Raw genomic sequence first — 17393 nt, forward strand, 5'->3', positions numbered from 1 at the left:
GTCCACCAGTACTACTGGGACGGCATCCGCCCGACATCCGCTTCACGCTACGAAGTGCGCGGTCCTGCCCGTCAGGGGCTTCCGAACTTCGCAGCACCTGGGCGACGACCGTTGTCACATCGTCATACATATGCAACAGTGGTTTTGCACACATGACGACGGCCCCGCCTAGGGGTCGACCAGAGAAAGGGGAGGCCCGTGAGCAAAGTGAAGGAACTCGCCTACGTCGGATATGAGGTCTCGGACCTGGCGGCGTGGGAGCACTTCGGCGTCGATCTACTCGGGATGCAGTTCGGCGAGAAGACGACCAGCGGCTTTACGCTGCGTACCGACCACAAGGCCCACCGCTGGGTAGTGGAGGCAGGCGCGGCTGATGACCTCGTGGTGAGCGGTTACGAGGTCGCGAGCGAGCCCGAACTCGACGCGATTGTTCAGGGCCTTGGTAGTGCTGGCTTCGAGGTGACAGAAGGAGATGCTGCCCTTGCCGCCGATCGCAAGGTGGACCGGATCTTCGTCACCACCGACCCGATGGGAAACCGAGTTGAGCTCGTCAGCGGCTTCGCAGACGCCGAAACTCCCTTCGAGTCCACGAAGCTCCTAGGTAGCTTCGTCACGGGCAACGGAGGCGCCGGCCACCAAGTGCTATTGACAGGTGATGTTAGCCGCGAGGAATACCTCGCCTTCTACGTTGACCTGCTGGGTTTCAAGATCAGCGATATCATCGTCGAGGAAGTGGCGCCGGGCATCGTCGCGGATCTAATCTTTCTGCACTGCAACCCGCGCCACCACACGGTCGCCTTCGGAAATCTTCCGTTTCCGAAGGTCGCGCATCACTTCATGCTCGAGGTTAGCGACATCCGTGACGTAGGTCTTGCCTATGACCGTTGTCTAGACGCCAGACAGCCGTTCGAGATGACACTAGGCATGCACCCAAATGACAGAATGTTCAGTTTCTACGTACGGACACCGTCTGGATTCAACGTGGAGTACGGTTGGGGCGCCCTCCTGATCGACGACGAGACCTGGGAAGTCAAGACTCTCGACCGCCTGCACTCATGGGGGCACCGTCCACCCCAGGTTCTGGCCGAGCAACTCGCGCACACGGCAACGGACGAGGTGCACTGAGGTGACTCTTCGCCCGAGCGATATCGCTCGCGACGTGAAAACGAAGAACTGGAACATCCACTATTACGAGGCTGGCGAGGGACATCCGGTGGTGCTTCTGCACGGAGGCGGCCCGGGTGCCACCGGCTGGAGCAATTATGCCTCGAATATCGAGGCACTCGCTGAGAGTTTTCACGTCTTTGCCGTGGATATGCCCGGTTGGGGCGAGTCCGACGCAGTCTCCTTCGATGAGGTTGACCATGTTGAGGCGGCAGTGCAGTTCCTGGATGCCCTTGGCATCGAGAAGGCTGCCTTCGTCGGGAATTCCATGGGCGGCCACACGTCTATCAGACTGGCTGCCGAGCAGCCGGGTCGCGTGTCGCACCTGATCACGATGGGTCCGCCAGCGACCATGCGGCCAATCCTCTTCGGTGCTGGCGATGGTCCGTCCGAAGGGCTGAAAGTGATGTACGAGGCGTACCGGGCGCCCAGTCCGGAGAACATGCGTCGCCTCGTTGAGATCATGGTCTTTGACTCCGCCACTTTTGCGACGCCTGAGCTGTGCCAGGCGCGGTCGGATGCAGCACTGTTGCGCCCGGATCACCTGGAGAACGTCGTCGCGGGGCTGCCTCGGGCGCCCATCCCCATCTGGGCGGATATGAATACCGTCCGTGGCATCACGGCGCCGACTCTACTTATTCATGGTCGTGATGACCGAGTGGTGTCATTTGAGACGTCGCTCATGCTTTGCGCAAGCATCGCCAACTCCCGTGTCGCACTGATCAACCGGTGCGGCCACTGGGCGCAGGTCGAGCACGCTGCCGAGTTCAACAGGCTGGTGACCGACTTCGTACTTCACAATTGAGAATTCCCGGTTTTCATGCACCTATGAAGCACCCTCCCAGTGCTTGCCTTCGGAAGGCCCAGCCTTGGGGCTGGCCTCGGATCCATGCGGAGTAAGGAGTCGGATACCGTGAGTGAGGCGGCAACCTCCAGTATCTCGGTGGGGCGCCTGAACGAGCTGGGTGAACCGTGGTCGCTCCCTGGATGCCCGGTTCAATTGGAGGTGTTGCAGGAGGTTCGTGACACGGTCCGCGCCATGCAGTTCCTGGTGCTGCAGCTGGCTGATCCCGACGTCGACGAGGTTGTAGACGTCCGGACAGCCACGGCGGCATTGTCGCGTGTATGGCAACTGGCGATCGGGGCGATCGACGCAGGGCAGCCAGACGCGGGAGTCGAGTCGAGAAGGAAACTTCTTGAAGTTCTCGGCAGGGTCAGAAACGTTGAGGCTCGGCTCCGCGAGGCGCAGGCACGCGAGCGTGAACGCGCATCGGACTTTTTCCAACAAACTATGTCGGAGTTGGAAAACACCGAGTCAACGGAAGCACTCCTCCAGCGTGCTACGGAGGTGGTCTGCGGCCTCGGGTTCGACCGGGCGATCGCATCGACCCTGCAGGACGGCATGTGGTTCACCAATGCAGTCTGTATCCCCACGGACGAAGCGTGGGCAACCGAGATACTACGTGTCGGCGGCGCTCATCCTCAAAAGGTGTCTTCATTGTTCGAGTCGGTCATGGTACGGGGAAAGAAGGCGATCTGTGTGACCGCGGCCTCAACTGATGAGCGCATCCATCGGCCCCTCGCTGACGTCTCTAGGGTCCATTCTTATGTGGCTGCACCCATCTTGCAGAAGGGCCTCGTGGTCGGGTTCATACATGCGGATCGCTACTTCCAGCGTCGCTACGTCGGTGAACCTGATCGGCGGTTGCTCACTCAGGCAGCCCGATCGGTCTCGCACCTGTGGCAGAGAAACGCCCTCTTAGACAGGCTCGGGGTGATCCAGTCAGGACTGGCGAGCCTCAGCGACACCGCAACGGGTGCCGCCGACGGATACGCGGATATTACAATGCCGCCACCCGCCGGTGGAGTCGGAAGAGCGAACAGCTTCATGCGCTCTCAGTTGGACACGTATCCGCGGCAGGCGGTCCGGTTTGCGCCCGCCTCGTCGCTGTCAACGCGCGAGAGCGAGGTGTTACGGCTCATGGCCGCCGGCGAGACGAATTCAGCAATAGCGGCGCGGCTATTCGTCACAGACGAGACGGTGAAGTCGCACGTCAAGCAGATTCTCCGGAAGTTGCATGCGCGCAATCGGGCCGAGGCAGTCGCCAAATGGCTGGCATGAGTACTGGTGGTGAACCATCGGGTTCGAGGCGCACATGGATACGCACGAACAAAAGTGGGAAATTGCCCGTGGGCGAGCCCCTCAGACCTTCTTGGTGGCCGTATGCGGGATTCCTTGGCTCTGCAAACAGCTCACTCCCCTGGCAGTGGACGAGCCTGGCCTTGCTGAGACGCTATCGGGCCATTGCCGCGACCCGAAGTTAACCAAAGCAGGCCGGTGGCACAGTGGATACTGGGATTTCACATACGAACATGCGTATGACATACGCGCAGCGCATTGAGCCCGAATGACCATGCCTTCCGCACCTTGGATGCGGCCCCTGTCCCAGAAAGTCCGAGCAGAACTGTGATGAAACCCCGGTCCGTCGCGTTCGATCTCTTCGGTGAGTACCTGCGCTATCGGGGTGGGGAGGCGCGGCTGTGTGACATCGTCGCGCTGCTCGCCCCCTTCGGCGTCGGCGCCTCGACCGCTCGAGTGGTGATGTTGCGATTGAGAAAAGAGGGCTGGTTCGATACACGCCCCGGTGTCGATGGGCGAGAGGTGATCTACGCACTGAACGAGCGCAGTTGGGGGCTCCTCAACGAAGGCCGGGAGCGGATCTTCGCGGACCCACGCGCCGAGTGGGACGGCTGGTGGCACATGGTGATCTACTACGTTCCGGAGTCGGCGAGGGCCAGCCGTGAGGAACTGCGCAAGGAGTTGGCGTGGCTCGGGTTCGGGCCTCTTGCAGCAGCGACCTGGGCGTCTCCCCATGACCGGCTGGCCTCCGTAGAGGAGAAGTTCGCACTCTCCCCCGACGTTCGCCTGGATCTCCTGCGCGCGCAATCTAAGGGGCTGTCGTGGGATCGGGACATTGCCGAACGATGCTGGGATCTTCACTCGCTCAACGAGGACTACCTGGCTTTCCTCACGCAGTATCGGGCAGAGCTTCCACGCTATCGCGATGGACGCGTGCCGCCGCTGGAAGCGCTCGTGACGCGGACCGAACTTCTTCAGGAGTGGCGGAGGTTCCCGTTCCGGGACCCTGGCCTGCCCGTCGAACTGCTGCCGGCTCACTGGCACGGCCACGACGCATACGACCTCTTCCTAGAGGCGATTGAGTGCCTGCGGCCGGGAGCCGAACAGGCCATCATCGAGGTCACCGGGAGGACCAGGGAACGGGATGTCGACGACGATAATATTGGTTCATCTCCTTGACGACCGCTAGGCATATGTATCACACTCGTAGTCCGGGTCGCCGGTAATTAACGGGCGCACGTTGTCTAGGAGTTCTAATCTGAGGGGCTGCCGGCGGACCGCGACATGGCTGAGCGTTGTTGGGACCTCGACGCCCTCAACGCCGACTACCAGGCGTTCCTCGAGCGCTTCCGTGCCCAGTTGCCCCGGTACCGTTCGGGCCGGCTCGCGCCGGACGAGGCACTGGTGACACGCATCGAGCTCTTCCACGAGTGGCGGAAGTTCCCCTTCCGCGACCCTGGTCTGCCGCTGGAACTGTTGCCCGCCCGTTGGTGCGGCCACGATGCCCATCAGTTGTTCAAAGAGGCGTCCGAACTCTTGCTCCCTGCGGCAGAGCGAGCCATTGACTCCATAACCGGAACTCGACGTGAGGAACCAGTGCAGATGTCCGCTTCAACTATTTGACGCCCGTCTGCCAAATGTCGCAGACTGGCCGGCCTGGCTAGCCACATGGTGGCCACGATGACGTGAACGCGTAGGAGATTCCATGTCGCTCTCTGTAGCCTGCATCGGCGGTGGTCCCGGCGGGCTGTTCGCCGCGACGCTCATCAAGCAGCGCCGGCCGGACGCCCGGGTGACCGTCTACGAGCGCAACCGCGCCGACGACACCTACGGCTTCGGCGTCGTCTTCTCGGACGCGACCCTGAAGAAGATCAACGACGCCGACCCGGTGCTCATCGACGCGCTGCGCGAGCACGGCACGCATTGGGAGGACCTCGAGGTCCGGCTCAAGGGTGAGCGGATCACGGTGGGCGGCAACGGGATGGCCGCCATCTCCCGCAAGACGCTGCTGCTGCTCCTGCAGGAGCGCGCCCGGGCCGAGGGCGCGGACCTGCGGTTCGAGACCGAGGTGGACGTCGACGACGTGCTCGCGGACCACGACCTCGTGGTGGCCTCCGACGGCGCGAACTCCCGCGCCCGCGAGCGTTGCGCCGACACGTTCCGGCCGACCGCGGTCGAGGCGAGCGCGAAGTTCATCTGGTTCGGGACCTCGTACATGTTCGACGGGCTGACGTTCGTCCACAAGGAGGGCCCGCACGGCGTCTTCGCCGTCCACGGCTACCCCATCTCGGAGGACGTCAGCACCTTCATCGTCGAGACCGACGAGGAGACCTGGCGCCGCGCCGGCCTCGACAAGTTCGACGTCACCCAACCCCCGGGACCGAGCGACGAGAAGAGCCGCAAGTACCTCGAGGAGCTCTTCGCCGACGAGATCGACGGGCAGCCGCTGCTGGTCAACAACTCCCGCTGGGGCAACTTCCGCACCCGCCGGGCCGCGTCCTGGCACGCCGGCAGGCTGGCCCTCCTCGGCGACTCCGCGCACACCGCGCACTTCTCGGTGGGCTCCGGCACCAAGATGGCGATGGAGGACGCGATCGAGCTCGCCCTCGCCGTGGCCGAGCACGACGACGTCGAGCAGGCCCTGGCCGCGTACGAGGCGGCGGCCCGCCCCTCGGTGGAGAAGATCCAGGGCTCGGCCCGGCCGAGCCTGTCCTGGTGGGAGCACTTCGGCCGCTACCACGCCGCGTTCGACCCCACGCAGTTCGCCTTCCACTTCATGAGCCGGTCCATCGGCCGCGCCAAGATCGCCCGGCGCGACCCCGACTTCATCGCCGCCGTCGACGCCGCCTGGCGCGAGCGCCACGGCAACGACCCGCTCAGCACCCCGCTCGACCTGGGCGAGGTGACCTTCCCGGGCCGCACCGTGCGGATCGTCGAGCGCGACGGGCGTCGGTTCGTGACCGACGACGGCGGCGCCGCGGTCCCGCTCGCCGAGTGCCCCACCGCCCTAGACGGCGGGCGCGCCGTCGAGGGCGGCAGCGCGCCGGGCAAGGACGAGCCGTGGGCGCTGTGGCTCACGGCCCCGGAGACGGAGGACGGCGTAACCGGCGCCGCGGCCGCGGTGGCGGCCTGCCGCGCCGAGCGACCCGCGCTCGTCGCGGTGCACGGCGGGACGCCGCTCACCCGGGTCCTGCTCGCCGAGGAGGTCCGCCTCGCCGCTGGCCTGCCGGTCGCCCTGGTGGAGGAGCAGGCCGACGAGGACCGCGCCGCCACCCTGGTGCTCTCCGGCCGGGCCGACCTCGTCGCGAACGCGGGAGGCACCGGTGTCTGACCTGCGACCCCTCTTCTCCCCGCGCGGCGTCGCCGTCGTCGGCGCCTCGCGCTCCGGCGCGAAGCTCGGCGCCGTCATGGCCCGCTCCCTGCGCAGCTTCGACGGCGCCCTCGGGCTCGTCAACTCGCGCAACCCCGACCCCGACGCAGGGCTGCACGCCTCCGTCGCGGCGGCCTCGCAGGCCCTCGGCGCCCCGATGGACCTCGCGATCCTGTGCGTGCCCGCCGCCGCCTGCGCCTCCGCCGTCGAGGACGCCGCCGCGGCCGGCACCAAGGCCGCCCTCGTCTGCGCCGGTGGGTTCGCCGAGTCCGGCGAGCAGGGCGCCGTCCACCAGGCGGCCCTGCTCGAGGCCGTCCGCCGCACCGGCGTGCGACTCCTCGGGCCGAACACCTCGGGGTTCTTCTCCCCCGCCCAGAAGCTCACCGCGAGCTTCGTCCCGGCGGCCGCGGACGTGCCCGCCGGCGGGGTCGCCGTCGTCGCGGCCTCCGGCGGGATCAACCACGCCCTGTCCTTTCTCCTCGCCGAGGCCGGCCTGGGCGTCAGCCTCGCCCTCGGGCTGGGCAACGCCACGGACGTCACCGCCCCCGACGTCCTCGACCACCTCCGTGAAGACGACGCCACCCGCGTGGTCGCGCTGCACGTGGAGTCGGTCGCGGACGGACGGCGCCTCGTGGACTCCGTGCGGGCGCTGACCCAGCGGGTGCCCGTGGTCGCCCTCGTGGTGGGCCGCAACGACGTCGCCGAGTTCGCCCAGTCCCACACCGGCGCCCTGGCCACGTCCTGGCGGACCACGCGGGCGGCGCTGCGCCAGGCCGGCGCGGTCCTGATGGACGACGAGCAGCAGCTCGTCGACGCCGTCGCCGCGCTCTCCCACACCCGCCTCGCCCCGGCGGCCGACCCGGGCGTGGGCATCGTGACGGCGCAGGCGGGGCCCGGTCTGATGCTCATGGACAGCCTCCGCGGCCACGGCGTGGCTGTGCCGACGCTGGGCGACGCGACGGTGGCGCAGCTCGGGGAGCTCCTGCCCCCGCTGACCTACCAGCTCAACCCCGTGGACACCGGCCGCCCGGCCGAGACGTTCGGCGCCGTCCTCGAGACCGTCGCCGCCGACCCGGCCGTGGACGCCGTCGCCACCTACGCCCTCACCGAGCCGGACAGCATCGACCTGGCCGCCACCGTCCCGGCCGCCTCCGCCGGCACGACCGTGCCAACGCTCGTCGGCCTCGGCGGCGCGCCGGACGAGGTCCGCGAGATCCGCCGACGCCTTCACGAGAACGGCGTCGCCGCGTACGGCGCCCCGACAGCGCTGGCCACCGGCGTCGCCGCGCTGGTCGAGGACGCCCGCCGCCAGCACGGCCTGGCACGCAGCGCCGCGACCGCCCGACCGGCAGGTACCGGCGAGAACGGGACGCCGGTACCTGCGGAGCGGACCTCGTGGGACGAGGACCAGGCCAAGAGCCTGGTCGCGCAGCTCGGCGTGCGCACCATGCCGCGCCGCGCCTGCGGCTCAGACGCCGAGGCGCACGCGGCCCTGGACGAGCTCGGCGGCCCCGTCGCCGTCAAGCTCCTCGACGCCGCCGTGCTGCACAAGACCGAGATCGGCGGCGTCCGCCTGGGCGTGCGCAGCCACGAGGGGCTGGACGAGGCCCTCGCCGGGCTGCGGTCCGCCGGCGCGGACCGGTTCCTCGTCGAGGCCATGGCCCCGGCCGGCGTCGACCTGATCCTCGGCGCGCGCAGGGACCCCGTCTTCGGCCCGGTCGTCCTGCTCGGGCTCGGCGGCACCGTGGCGGAGGCGCTCGCCGACGTCAGCCTCCGCGTCGCGCCACTCTCCCCCGCCGAGGCCGCCACCATGCCCGAGGACCTGGCCGGGCGCGCCCTCCTGGAAGGCTTCCGCGGCTCGCCCGCCCTCGACCGGTCCGAGCTCGCCGACCTCGTCAGCGCGCTAGGCACCCTCCTCCTCGACGCCCCGCACCTGGCGGACGTCGAGATCAACCCGCTGCGGGTCACCGCGGACGGGCTCGTCGCCCTCGACGCTGTCGTCACCACGAAGGAGTCGTGATGGTTCGCCCCATCTCCGAAGGAATCGTCCCCTGGCCCGCCGAGCTGGTCGAGCGGTTCACCGCCGCCGGGTACTGGGAGGGCAAGAGCCTGGGCCACCACCTCTGGACCGCCGCCGACGCCCACGCGGACGACGTCGCCGTGGTCGACGGCGAGGTGCGGCTGACCTACGCCCAGCTCGTCGCCCGGGCCGACGCCGCCGCCTCCCGGCTGCGCGACCTCGGCATCGCCGCGGGTGACCGCATCGTGGTCCAGCTGCCCAACGGGTGGGAGTTCGTCGTGCTCACCCTGGCCTGCTTCCGGGCCGGGATCGTGCCAGTGATGGCCCTGCCCGGGCACCGGCGCCACGAGATGTCCTACTTCGTCGCCCACGCCGAGGCCGTCGCGGTCGCGGTGCCGGACGTCGTCAAGGACTTCGACCACCAGCGGCTCGCACTCGAGCTCGCCGCCGAGAACCCTGGCCTGCGCTACCTGCTCGTCGCCGGCGAACACGTCGCCGAGGGGTCCGTCGACCTGCGCGCCCTGTGCGCGGCGCCGGCCGACGACGCCGAGGCCGCGTCCCACCGCGCCCGGTGGGACGCGGAGGAGCCCGCGACCTCCGACGTCGCCCTCTTCCTGCTCTCCGGCGGCACCACCGGCATCCCCAAGCTCATCCCCCGCTCGCACGACGACTACGCCTACAACGCCAAGGAGTCCACGAAGATCTGCGGCTTCGACGCCGACACCGTCTACCTCGTGAGCATCCCGGTGACGCACAACTTCCCGCTCGCCTGCCCGGGCGTGCTCGGCACCCTGCTCGTGGGCGGGACGGTCGTCATGCTGCCCAGCCCCTCGCTGGCACGGGCGTTCGCCACCATCGAGCGCGAGGGCGTGACCCACACCGCCGTCGTCCCCGCCATCGCCAAGCGGTGGCTCGACGAGCAGGCGGCCAACCCCACCGGCCAGCTCGCGTCCCTGCGGGTGCTGCAGGTCGGCGGCTCCCGGCTGGCCGACGAGGTCGCCCGCCGCGTCCCCGGCACGCTCGGCTGCACGCTCCAGCAGGTGTTCGGCATGGCCGAGGGGCTGCTGAACTACACCCGCCTGGACGACCTCGAGGAGGTCATCTTCACCACCCAGGGCCGCCCCATGTCACCCGCCGACCAGGTCCTCCTCGTCGACGAGCACGACAACCCCGTCCCCCGCGGCACCCACGGCTCGCTCATCACCCAGGGCCCGTACACGCTGCGCGGCTACTACCGCGCCGAGGAGCAGAACGCCCGCGCCTTCACCACCGACGGCTGGTACCGCTCCGGAGACATCTGCCGCACGGACGAGATGGGCAACCTCATCGTCGAGGGCCGCGACAAGGACATGATCAACCGCGGCGGGGAGAAGATCTCCGCGGAGGAGGTCGAGAACCTCGTCTACCAGTTCGCGGCCGCCCGGCTCGTGGCCGCCGTCGCCATGCCCGACGACGTCCTCGGCGAGCGGGTGTGCGTGTACGTCGTCCCGCACGACGGCGCGACCCTCACCCTCCAGGAGGTCCACGCGGCAATGGAGACCGCCGGGGTGGCCCGGTACAAGTGGCCGGAGCACCTCGAGGTCACCGACGAGCTGCCCACCACGAAGGTCGGCAAGATCAACAAGAAGGCGCTCCGCACGGACATCGCCGAGCGTCTCGCTGCCGGACTTGGCATCCGCGCGAGCCTTTGATGCCGGCGTACACGTTCGCCGGGGTCACCCCAGTCATCGATCCGACAGCGTACGTCCACCCAAGCGCGGTGCTGATCGGTGACGTGGTGGTCGGGCCGGGCTGCTACGTCGGTCCGCACCCGTCCCTGCGGGCCGACCTCGGCGGCATCGTGCTCGGGCCGGGGTCGAACGTGCAGGACGGGTGCGTCGTGCACACCTTCCCCAACCGCACCACGGTGCTCGGCGAAGACGCGCACGTGGGACACGCTGCCGTGCTCCACGGGTGCACAGTGGAGGCCGGGGCGCTCATCGGGATCGGCGTAGTTCTGCTGGACGGTACACGCATCGGCGCGCGCCTTCGTCCTGGCGGGCTCGCTTGTGCCTGCGGAGATGCAGGTTCCCGCCGCACACCTGGTGCTCGGCTCCCCGGCTCACGTAGTCCGCGAACTCTCCGATACCGAGTTGGAATGGAAGGCGAACGGCACCCGGATGTACCACGAACTAGCTGTCCTCTCGCGCGAGCGGCTCGAGGAGGTCATTCCTCTCACAGCCTCCGAGGCGGACCGCCCGGCGCTGCCCTTCGGCTCGCACGATGCCGTGCCCATCCGCGAAGCAAGAGTCACCGGCTGACGGTGACCGAACTGCCACCAGCACGTTCACACGTCGAAAGGATCAGACGATGACCACCACCGAAGAGCCGCTGGAGCACGGCGACATCGAGAACGCGATGCAGCCGGAGGACACTCCCGAGCTGCGCGAGCTCTACGCCGGATTCGAGGCGAACCACATGGTCCCGCTGTGGACCCAGATCGACGACCTTATGCCCATGCACCCGGCGCCCAAGGCGGTGCCGCACGTGTGGAAGTGGTCGAGCCTCTACCCGTTGGCGAAGCGCTCGGGCGACCTGGTGCCCGTCGGCCGCGGCGGTGAGCGCCGCGCCATCGGCCTGGCGAACCCGGGCCTGGGTGGCAGGGCCTACGTCTCCCCGACGCTGTGGGCCGCCATCCAGTATCTCGGCCCGAAGGAGACCGCGCCGGAGCACCGGCACGCCCAGAACGCCTTCCGCTTCGTCGTCGAGGGCGAGGGCGTGTGGACCGTCGTCAACGGTGACCCGGTGCGGATGAGCCGCGGCGACTTCCTGCTGACGCCGGGCTGGAACTTCCACGGTCACCACAACGAGACCGACAAGCCGATGGCCTGGATCGACGGCCTCGACATCCCGTTCTCGTACCAGAACGACGTCGGCTTCTTCGAGTTCGGCTCCGAGCGCGTGACGGACTACGCGACGCCGAACTACTCCCGCGGCGAGCGCCTGTGGTGCCACCCCGGCCTGCGCCCGCTCTCCGTTCTGCAGAACACCGTCTCCTCCCCGATCGGCGCGTACCGGTGGGAGTTCACCGACCGCGCGCTGACCGAGCAGCTGCTGCTCGAGGAGGAGGGGCAGCCGGCCACCGTCGAGCAAAGCCACGCCGCGGTGCGCTACGTCAATCCCACCACCGGCGGGGACGTCATGCCGACCATCCGGGCGGAGTTCCACCGCCTGCGCGCCGGCGCCGTCACGGCCACGCGCCGCGAGGTCGGCTCGACCGTCTTCCAGGTCTTCGAGGGCTCCGGCTCCGTCGTCATCGACGGCACCGAGCAGCAGCTCGAGATCGGCGACATGTTCGTCATCCCCTCGTGGGTGCCGTGGTCGCTCCAGGGCGACACCCAGTTCGACCTGTTCCGTTTCTCCGACGCGCCGATCATGGAGCGTCTGCACTTCGACCGCACGTACATCGAGGGGACCGACCGATGAAGTTGACCACGCTGCGCACCATCTCCGGCACCGTTGCCGCCCGCGTCGACGGCGACAAGGCCGTCGAGCTGGCCGGCTTCACCGACGTCGGGGACCTGCTGCGCCGCGGCGACCTCTCCGCCGCGGCCGAGGCCTCCGGCGCCGAGCACGATCTGGCGACGGCGGACCTGGCCCCCGTGGTGGCGTCGCCGGGCAAGATCGTCTGCGTCGGCCTGAACTACCGCAACCACATCCTCGAGATGGGCCGCGAGCTCCCCGAGTACCCGACGCTGTTCACCAAGTTCCCCGAGGCCCTCATCGGGCCGCGCGACGAGATCCAGATCCCGCCGGAGTCGGACAAGATCGACTGGGAGGGCGAGCTCGTCGTCGTCGTCGGGAAGACCGTCCGCCGCGCCGACGCCGAGCAGGCGAAGGCTGCCATCGCGGGCTACACGGTGATGAACGACATCACCATGCGCGACTACCAGTACCGCACCCCGCAGTGGTTCCAGGGCAAGGCGTGGGAGAGCTCCACGCCGGTCGGCCCGGTGCTCGTCACCCCGGACGAGCTGCCTGCCGACGCCGAGCTCGTCACCCGCCTCGACGGCGAGGAGATGCAGCGCACCCGCATCGACGACCTCGTCTTCGACGCCGTGGCGCTCGTGCGGTACATCTCGACGATCTTCACGCTCAACCCCGGCGACATCATCGCCACCGGGACTCCCGGCGGCGTGGGCCACGCGCGCAAGCCCGGCCGGTACATCACCGCGGGCCAGACGGTGTCGGTGTCCATCGACGGCATCGGCGAGCTCGTCAACCTCGCGGTCGCGGAGAAGGGTCGCGGGCCGGGCCGAGCAGGCCCCGCCACGGTGGGCGCATGAGCACCTCGCTGGAGCAGGCCCGCGAGGAGCTCCGGCGTCGGCAGGGTTCCGGCGCGCGGTACGACTCCGAGAACGTGCCCGCGCGCGAGCTCGCGTGGGCGCGGACGGGCACGGCGTACTTCGCCCGGAAGCTCAACGAGCTGACCAACGAGGAGCTCTACGGGCCGAGCCTGCTGCCCGGCTGGACCCGGGCGCACCTGGTGGCACACGTGGGGTACAACGCCCGTGCGCTGACCAGGCTGTGCGGGTGGGCGCGCACGGGCGTGGAGACGCCCATGTACGCCTCGACCAGCCAGCGCAACACCGAGATCGACCGCGGGGCCACCCTCCCCGCCCGGGCGCTGCGCAACCTGTTCGCCCACGCCGAGGTCCACCTGAACGTCGAGTGGCGCGACCTCACCGACGAGCAGTGGGACCACGAGGTCCGCACCGCCCAGGGGCGCACCGTGCCCGCCCGGGAGACCGCCTGGATGCGCGCCCGCGAGGTGTGGGTCCACGCCGTGGACCTGGACAACGCCGGCTCGTTCCGGGACTTCCCGGCCGACCTGCTCGACGAGCTGCTCGCCGACGTCCTCCGGGCGTGGGCGCGGCGCGAGGAGAAGGCCGACCTCGTCCTCGCCCCCACCGACCGGGACCGCCAGGTCACGGTGGGGGCGGGCGCCGGGCCGACGGTCAGCGGCACCACCGCGGACCTCGTCCGCTGGCTCACCGGCCGCGGCGCGCGCCGGCTCACCAGCTCGACCGGTGAGCTGCCGGAGATCCCGCGCTGGCTCTGACCGGTCCATGGTGGCCCGCGTGTGTGCCGCAACCGGTCTCGCTGCCAACTGACCAGCGCTACGCGCAGTTTCGGTGAGCAGGTTTTTGTCTGGGGCCCTGTGGGTCATGCTGCTGCAAGCACCTAGTACTACAGCCGCATCTATGGAACGGCGCCTCTGGCCGCGTAGTGGCAGCGGCGGGCGCGGGCTTGATGTCGTCGACGCCAGTGCGACCCAACCCAGGACGGCGGCGGCCTCGGGCGGTCGGTTCCAGATGAGGTAGGCGAGCAGGCGGCGGACCTCGGGCACGGTCAGCGGGATCAGTTCCGCGACTGAGCCGGGACCCCCCTTTTCCGGCTCTTCTGCTGTATCCGTGGGTGGTTGAGCGCGTCTGAAACGTGAGCACGCCGTTTCCTGTCTAGGTTTCTGAGCTGTCGAAGAACAGGAACCAGAGAGCGGAGAACGGCGTGCAGAACGCCACCCTATGGCGCGCCCTGTTTGGGGTCGAGAAGACTGTCATCGAAGAGGTCGAGTTCGATGAGGACGCCGGGCTGGTCGCTCACGTTCGTCCTCGCAAGCGGGTCCGTGGCCGGTGCGGCCGTTGCGGACGGCGCTCGCCTGGGTATGACGGCGGGGAGGGCCTGGCGGCGGTGGCGGGCACTGGACCTGGGCACGATCCAGACGGTCCTCGAAGCCGACGCGCCCCGGGTGCGGTGTCGCGATCATGGGCCGACGGTGGCGGCGGTGCCGTGGGCCCGGCACGCGGCCGGGCACACCTATGCCTTCGACGAACAGGTCGCCTGGCTGGCCACCCAGTGCTCCAAGAGCGCGGTGACCGAGCTGATGCGGATTGCCTGGCGCACCGTGGGTTCGATCATCACCCGGGTCTGGGCCGACGTCGAAGCACTGCACGACCGGCACGCTGATCTGTCCCGTGCCGGGTCTGATGGAGGCTCTCATCCCACGAGAGGATGAGAGTCATGGCAGCACCGAGGAAGTATCCCGAGGAGCTTCGGGAGCGAGCGATCAAGATGGCAGTCGATCTGCGACGTGATCCGGCGACGAGGTCCGGGGCTCTGCGTCGGGTAGGTGATCAGCTGGGGATCAACGCGGAGACGTTGCGCAACTGGGTCTCCCAGGCCGAGATCGACGCCGGCGAACGCGGGGGCACCACGACGGCCGAGACAAGGCGGATCACCGAGCTGGAGCGCGAGGTCAAGGAGCTGCGGCGAGCCAACGACATTTTGAAGACGGCGGCTTTTCGCCGCGGCGGAGCTCGACCGCAGGATCAAGTGACCACTGCGGTGCTTGATCCGCCGTGCAACCAGCCCTTGTCGGCGCATCGAGTCCGCGACCGTCTTCTCCGACACAGTCCAGCCCGCGTCACGCAGGTCGTGGACTAGCCGCGGTGAGCCGTGCAGCCCACGGGCCTTACCGAACGCGACCTTCACGGCGCGGTCGATCGTGTCGCGGCGTCGCTCCCGCGGCGTGTGCAGACCGTTGACCGCACCGGGACTCTCGGCTCGGCGCAGCCACTTGTAGAACCACGCCACGCTGACGCCGAGCAGGGCACAGACGACCGTGTGTGGCACCCGGTAGTTGGTCCTCTGGTCGGCGATGAAGCGTGCCACGCTCACTTCGTCGCCTCCTTGACCCACAGGACCACGGATCGCTTGAGGACATCACGCTCCATCCGGAGCTCGGCCACCTCGGCACGCAGCCGCTTGAGCTCCTCGACGTCGTCCTTCGACAACCCACGAGTGCCCTCGGCCGCCTCGCGTGCACGGTTCACCCAGTTGCCCAGGGTGCCTTCGTTCACACCGAGGTCGCGCGCTACCTGCGCGATCGGCTTGTTGGTCTCTTCGACGATCCGGACAGCTCCCTCACGGAACTCCCGGTCTCGTACTTCTTCCGCTTCTCTGACATCGCAATCCCTATTGTCGATGCCTCTACGGTCTGGGGGGAACCTCAATCTGCTTGCAGGACCTCAGCACCTCGGGGGTTGTCCGCCATCTCCGGTGCCGCTGCAGGACCGTCCGGTGCGGGTGGACCGGGCGACGCTCACCCTCGGGTACGCCGGCGTCTACTCTTCGTTCCTGCGGCATGCGGAGAACGTTGCCGCCCGACACGACGTCGACTCCCCGGGTACGGACGGCAGCGGAGGCATCGTCCTATGCGCCATCACGATCTGGCTTCGTGGATGAGGCGACACGCCCGAGCGCACGCAATGAGACGGCCGGGTCGATCAGGTCCGATGCCATAACGGGAACTCGTCCCTCGATCAGTGGCTTGGTCGCCCGCAACTCCTTCGGCGAGTCGATCGCAGCCGCCGCGGTGACCCGCCCATCGCGGACCCAGAATGCGACGAACTGCGCCGTGGTCACGCCAGGTCGGACGACGAACTGGTCGCCTGGCTGGTGTCGGCCATACATCTGGAGCCGATGTCCGTATTGATCGGACCAGAAGTACGGCGCATCTGTGTTGGCTGCCGGTACCCCAACCATGTTGGCTCCGGTGACTGTGCCTAGACGATTGGCGACGTCCCAGTGCTCGATGCGCTGGCGACGCCCGGTGAACGGACTGACGAAGGTGGCGACGTCGCCGGCCGCCCAGATCCAGGGGACACTCGTGCGACCGTGACGGTCCGCGACGATGCCGCCGTTGCAGTACACCCCTGCGTCTCGGGCCAGCTCGTCGTTGGGCTCCACCCCGCAGCCAACGAGTACGGTGGCCGCATCCAGAACCGAGCCATCGTCCAGGACGACCTTCTCGACCTCCCTCTCCCCCACGAACTCGGTCACAGTGCGCCCCCCCAGAATCCGCACCCCCTCACGCTCGTGCATCCGCTGGACGTGGGCTGCAAGGGCAGGGCCCAGCACGCCGGCCAGCGGCACCGGCATCGCCTCGACTACCGTGACATCGATCCCTCTTCCCCGCGCGACGGCCGCCGCCTCGAGGCCGATGAACCCTCCTCCGACGATCACCCAAGGACCGCCCACGTCGAGGCGCGCCGCCAGCGCACGTGCATCCGCCAGGCCACGCAGCACCAGGACATGCTCGAGATATTCTCCCGGAACTCCCAGACGCCGAGCGTTGACACCGGTCGCCACTAGCACGGCATCCGCCCCGAGTCCCTCGCCGTCAGGCAACCGCACCACCTTCCGGTCGACATCGAGCGCTGCGACCGGCATGCCGAGCAGCAGGTCGATGTCTTCCTCGACGTACGTGCTCGGTGGGAGGATCCGACGCGGCGCGTCAAGGTCGGTGAAAGACTTCGACAGAGGCGGTCGCTCGTAGGGCTCCTCGGAGGCTGCTTCCACGAGAGTGATCCGACCCTCGAAGCCATTTCTCCGCATGGCTAGTGCCGCTGCGACACCGGCAGCACTGCCACCGACGATGACGTGGTGCGGTGCGGTCATTGGTGCACCCTCTTCCTGGCGGGGATCGAGATGATGGTTGTTGTTCGGACTCGGTGAGGCTCGGTGTGATGGCCGGTGGGGGTCGCGCGCGAAGGGCCTCCCAAGACACCGCCGCCCCCGGGCTGTCCCGAGCCATGGAGCGCCAGTCAGTAACCGCCCGACATCCAGCCTCTCCTCGCCGACCCGTCGCTGCCACCTAG

At 68.4% G+C, this 17393-nt stretch carries 16 protein-coding genes and 2 pseudogenes; 15 read left to right on the forward strand and 3 right to left on the reverse strand.

The genetic code is table 11. The features are described from left to right. Positions 1-198 precede the first annotated feature (198 nt). From BJ993_RS26235 to BJ993_RS26780, 14 genes and pseudogenes are all read left to right on the forward strand, one after another. The gene (locus BJ993_RS26235) at positions 199-1125 is read left to right on the forward strand and encodes a VOC family protein (RefSeq protein ID WP_179652655.1); all 927 of its coding nucleotides are present in this window, start codon (positions 199-201) and stop codon (positions 1123-1125) included. Between the two features lies 1 nt (position 1126). Further along, on the forward strand, positions 1127-1969 hold the full coding sequence (locus BJ993_RS24340; protein ID WP_032492322.1) for an alpha/beta fold hydrolase: 843 nt from the start codon (positions 1127-1129) through the stop codon (positions 1967-1969). A gap of 108 nt (positions 1970-2077) precedes the next feature. Then, positions 2078-3286, forward strand: coding sequence for a LuxR C-terminal-related transcriptional regulator (locus BJ993_RS26715; RefSeq protein WP_179652657.1), 1209 nt, complete (start codon positions 2078-2080; stop codon positions 3284-3286). 348 nt (positions 3287-3634) lie between these two features. After that, the gene (locus BJ993_RS24350; RefSeq protein ID WP_179652659.1) at positions 3635-4483 is read left to right on the forward strand and encodes a PaaX family transcriptional regulator; all 849 of its coding nucleotides are present in this window, start codon (positions 3635-3637) and stop codon (positions 4481-4483) included. A gap of 105 nt (positions 4484-4588) precedes the next feature. Beyond that, the gene (locus tag BJ993_RS24355) at positions 4589-4927 is read left to right on the forward strand and encodes a PaaX family transcriptional regulator C-terminal domain-containing protein (protein WP_179652661.1); all 339 of its coding nucleotides are present in this window, start codon (positions 4589-4591) and stop codon (positions 4925-4927) included. A gap of 82 nt (positions 4928-5009) precedes the next feature. Continuing rightward, the gene (locus BJ993_RS24360) at positions 5010-6635 is read left to right on the forward strand and encodes an FAD-dependent monooxygenase (RefSeq protein ID WP_179652663.1); all 1626 of its coding nucleotides are present in this window, start codon (positions 5010-5012) and stop codon (positions 6633-6635) included. Further along, positions 6628-8694, forward strand: a complete 2067-nt coding sequence (locus BJ993_RS24365; protein WP_179652665.1) for an acetate--CoA ligase family protein — start codon at positions 6628-6630, stop codon at positions 8692-8694. Before BJ993_RS24360 ends, BJ993_RS24365 begins: the two co-directional genes overlap by 8 nt. After that, positions 8694-10385: a (2,3-dihydroxybenzoyl)adenylate synthase gene (locus BJ993_RS24370; protein ID WP_179652667.1), complete on the forward strand. Its 1692-nt coding sequence runs from the start codon at positions 8694-8696 to the stop codon at positions 10383-10385. Before BJ993_RS24365 ends, BJ993_RS24370 begins: the two co-directional genes overlap by 1 nt. Positions 10386-10754: 369 nt before the next feature. Then, on the forward strand, positions 10755-10994 hold the full coding sequence (locus BJ993_RS26240) for a hypothetical protein (protein ID WP_257027714.1): 240 nt from the start codon (positions 10755-10757) through the stop codon (positions 10992-10994). A gap of 49 nt (positions 10995-11043) precedes the next feature. Beyond that, positions 11044-12159 (forward strand): cupin domain-containing protein, encoded by a 1116-nt coding sequence (locus BJ993_RS24380; RefSeq protein ID WP_218865365.1) that lies wholly within the window; start codon positions 11044-11046, stop codon positions 12157-12159. After that, complete coding sequence (locus tag BJ993_RS24385) at positions 12156-13019, forward strand: fumarylacetoacetate hydrolase family protein (protein ID WP_179652669.1); 864 nt, start codon at positions 12156-12158, stop codon at positions 13017-13019. The genes BJ993_RS24380 and BJ993_RS24385 overlap by 4 nt, the downstream gene beginning before the upstream one ends. Continuing rightward, positions 13016-13795, forward strand: a complete 780-nt coding sequence (locus BJ993_RS24390) for a maleylpyruvate isomerase family mycothiol-dependent enzyme (protein WP_179652671.1) — start codon at positions 13016-13018, stop codon at positions 13793-13795. Before BJ993_RS24385 ends, BJ993_RS24390 begins: the two co-directional genes overlap by 4 nt. Before the next feature lie 446 nt (positions 13796-14241). Continuing rightward, a pseudogene (locus BJ993_RS24395) lies at positions 14242-14722 on the forward strand (helix-turn-helix domain-containing protein); the annotation flags it as partial. 83 nt (positions 14723-14805) lie between these two features. Beyond that, complete coding sequence (locus BJ993_RS26780) at positions 14806-15177, forward strand: transposase (RefSeq protein WP_373366973.1); 372 nt, start codon at positions 14806-14808, stop codon at positions 15175-15177. Here the strand turns inward: BJ993_RS26780 and BJ993_RS26785 are convergent. Both BJ993_RS26785 and BJ993_RS24410 read right to left on the reverse strand, forming a co-directional pair. After that, positions 15094-15432: pseudogene (locus BJ993_RS26785) on the reverse strand (IS3 family transposase); the annotation flags it as partial. The gene BJ993_RS26780 and the pseudogene BJ993_RS26785 overlap by 84 nt on opposite strands. After that, on the reverse strand, positions 15408-15746 hold the full coding sequence (locus tag BJ993_RS24410) for a transposase (RefSeq protein WP_218865366.1): 339 nt from the start codon (positions 15744-15746) through the stop codon (positions 15408-15410). The pseudogene BJ993_RS26785 and the gene BJ993_RS24410, both read right to left, overlap by 25 nt. Here BJ993_RS24410 and BJ993_RS26830 point away from each other — a divergent pair. Continuing rightward, a complete protein-coding gene (locus tag BJ993_RS26830; protein ID WP_257027715.1) occupies positions 15718-15978 on the forward strand; it encodes a 4-hydroxy-2-oxovalerate aldolase family protein in 261 nt (86 codons plus the stop codon). The genes BJ993_RS24410 and BJ993_RS26830 overlap by 29 nt on opposite strands. On the opposite strand, the gene BJ993_RS24420 is transcribed toward BJ993_RS26830, so the two are convergent. Next, positions 15946-17193 (reverse strand): NAD(P)/FAD-dependent oxidoreductase, encoded by a 1248-nt coding sequence (locus BJ993_RS24420; RefSeq protein ID WP_179652675.1) that lies wholly within the window; start codon positions 17191-17193, stop codon positions 15946-15948. The genes BJ993_RS26830 and BJ993_RS24420 overlap by 33 nt on opposite strands. Between the last annotated feature and the right edge of the window lie 200 nt (positions 17194-17393).

The sequence above is a fragment of the Nocardioides aromaticivorans genome (assembly GCF_013408525.1).
Classification (GTDB): domain Bacteria; phylum Actinomycetota; class Actinomycetes; order Propionibacteriales; family Nocardioidaceae; genus Nocardioides; species Nocardioides aromaticivorans.

Coding starts and splice junctions, on each gene's coding strand:
- BJ993_RS24350 (WP_179652659.1), top strand. CDS start 3,635: ATGAAACCCCGGTCCGTCGCGTTCGATCTCTTCGGTGAGTACCTGCGC.
- BJ993_RS24355 (WP_179652661.1), top strand. CDS start 4,589: ATGGCTGAGCGTTGTTGGGACCTCGACGCCCTCAACGCCGACTACCAG.
- BJ993_RS24360 (WP_179652663.1), top strand. CDS start 5,010: ATGTCGCTCTCTGTAGCCTGCATCGGCGGTGGTCCCGGCGGGCTGTTC.
- BJ993_RS24370 (WP_179652667.1), top strand. CDS start 8,694: ATGGTTCGCCCCATCTCCGAAGGAATCGTCCCCTGGCCCGCCGAGCTG.
- BJ993_RS26240 (WP_257027714.1), top strand. CDS start 10,755: ATGCAGGTTCCCGCCGCACACCTGGTGCTCGGCTCCCCGGCTCACGTA.
- BJ993_RS24380 (WP_218865365.1), top strand. CDS start 11,044: ATGACCACCACCGAAGAGCCGCTGGAGCACGGCGACATCGAGAACGCG.
- BJ993_RS24385 (WP_179652669.1), top strand. CDS start 12,156: ATGAAGTTGACCACGCTGCGCACCATCTCCGGCACCGTTGCCGCCCGC.
- BJ993_RS24390 (WP_179652671.1), top strand. CDS start 13,016: ATGAGCACCTCGCTGGAGCAGGCCCGCGAGGAGCTCCGGCGTCGGCAG.
- BJ993_RS26780 (WP_373366973.1), top strand. CDS start 14,806: ATGGCAGTCGATCTGCGACGTGATCCGGCGACGAGGTCCGGGGCTCTG.
- BJ993_RS26830 (WP_257027715.1), top strand. CDS start 15,718: ATGCCTCTACGGTCTGGGGGGAACCTCAATCTGCTTGCAGGACCTCAG.
- BJ993_RS24420 (WP_179652675.1), bottom strand. CDS start 17,193: ATGACCGCACCGCACCACGTCATCGTCGGTGGCAGTGCTGCCGGTGTC.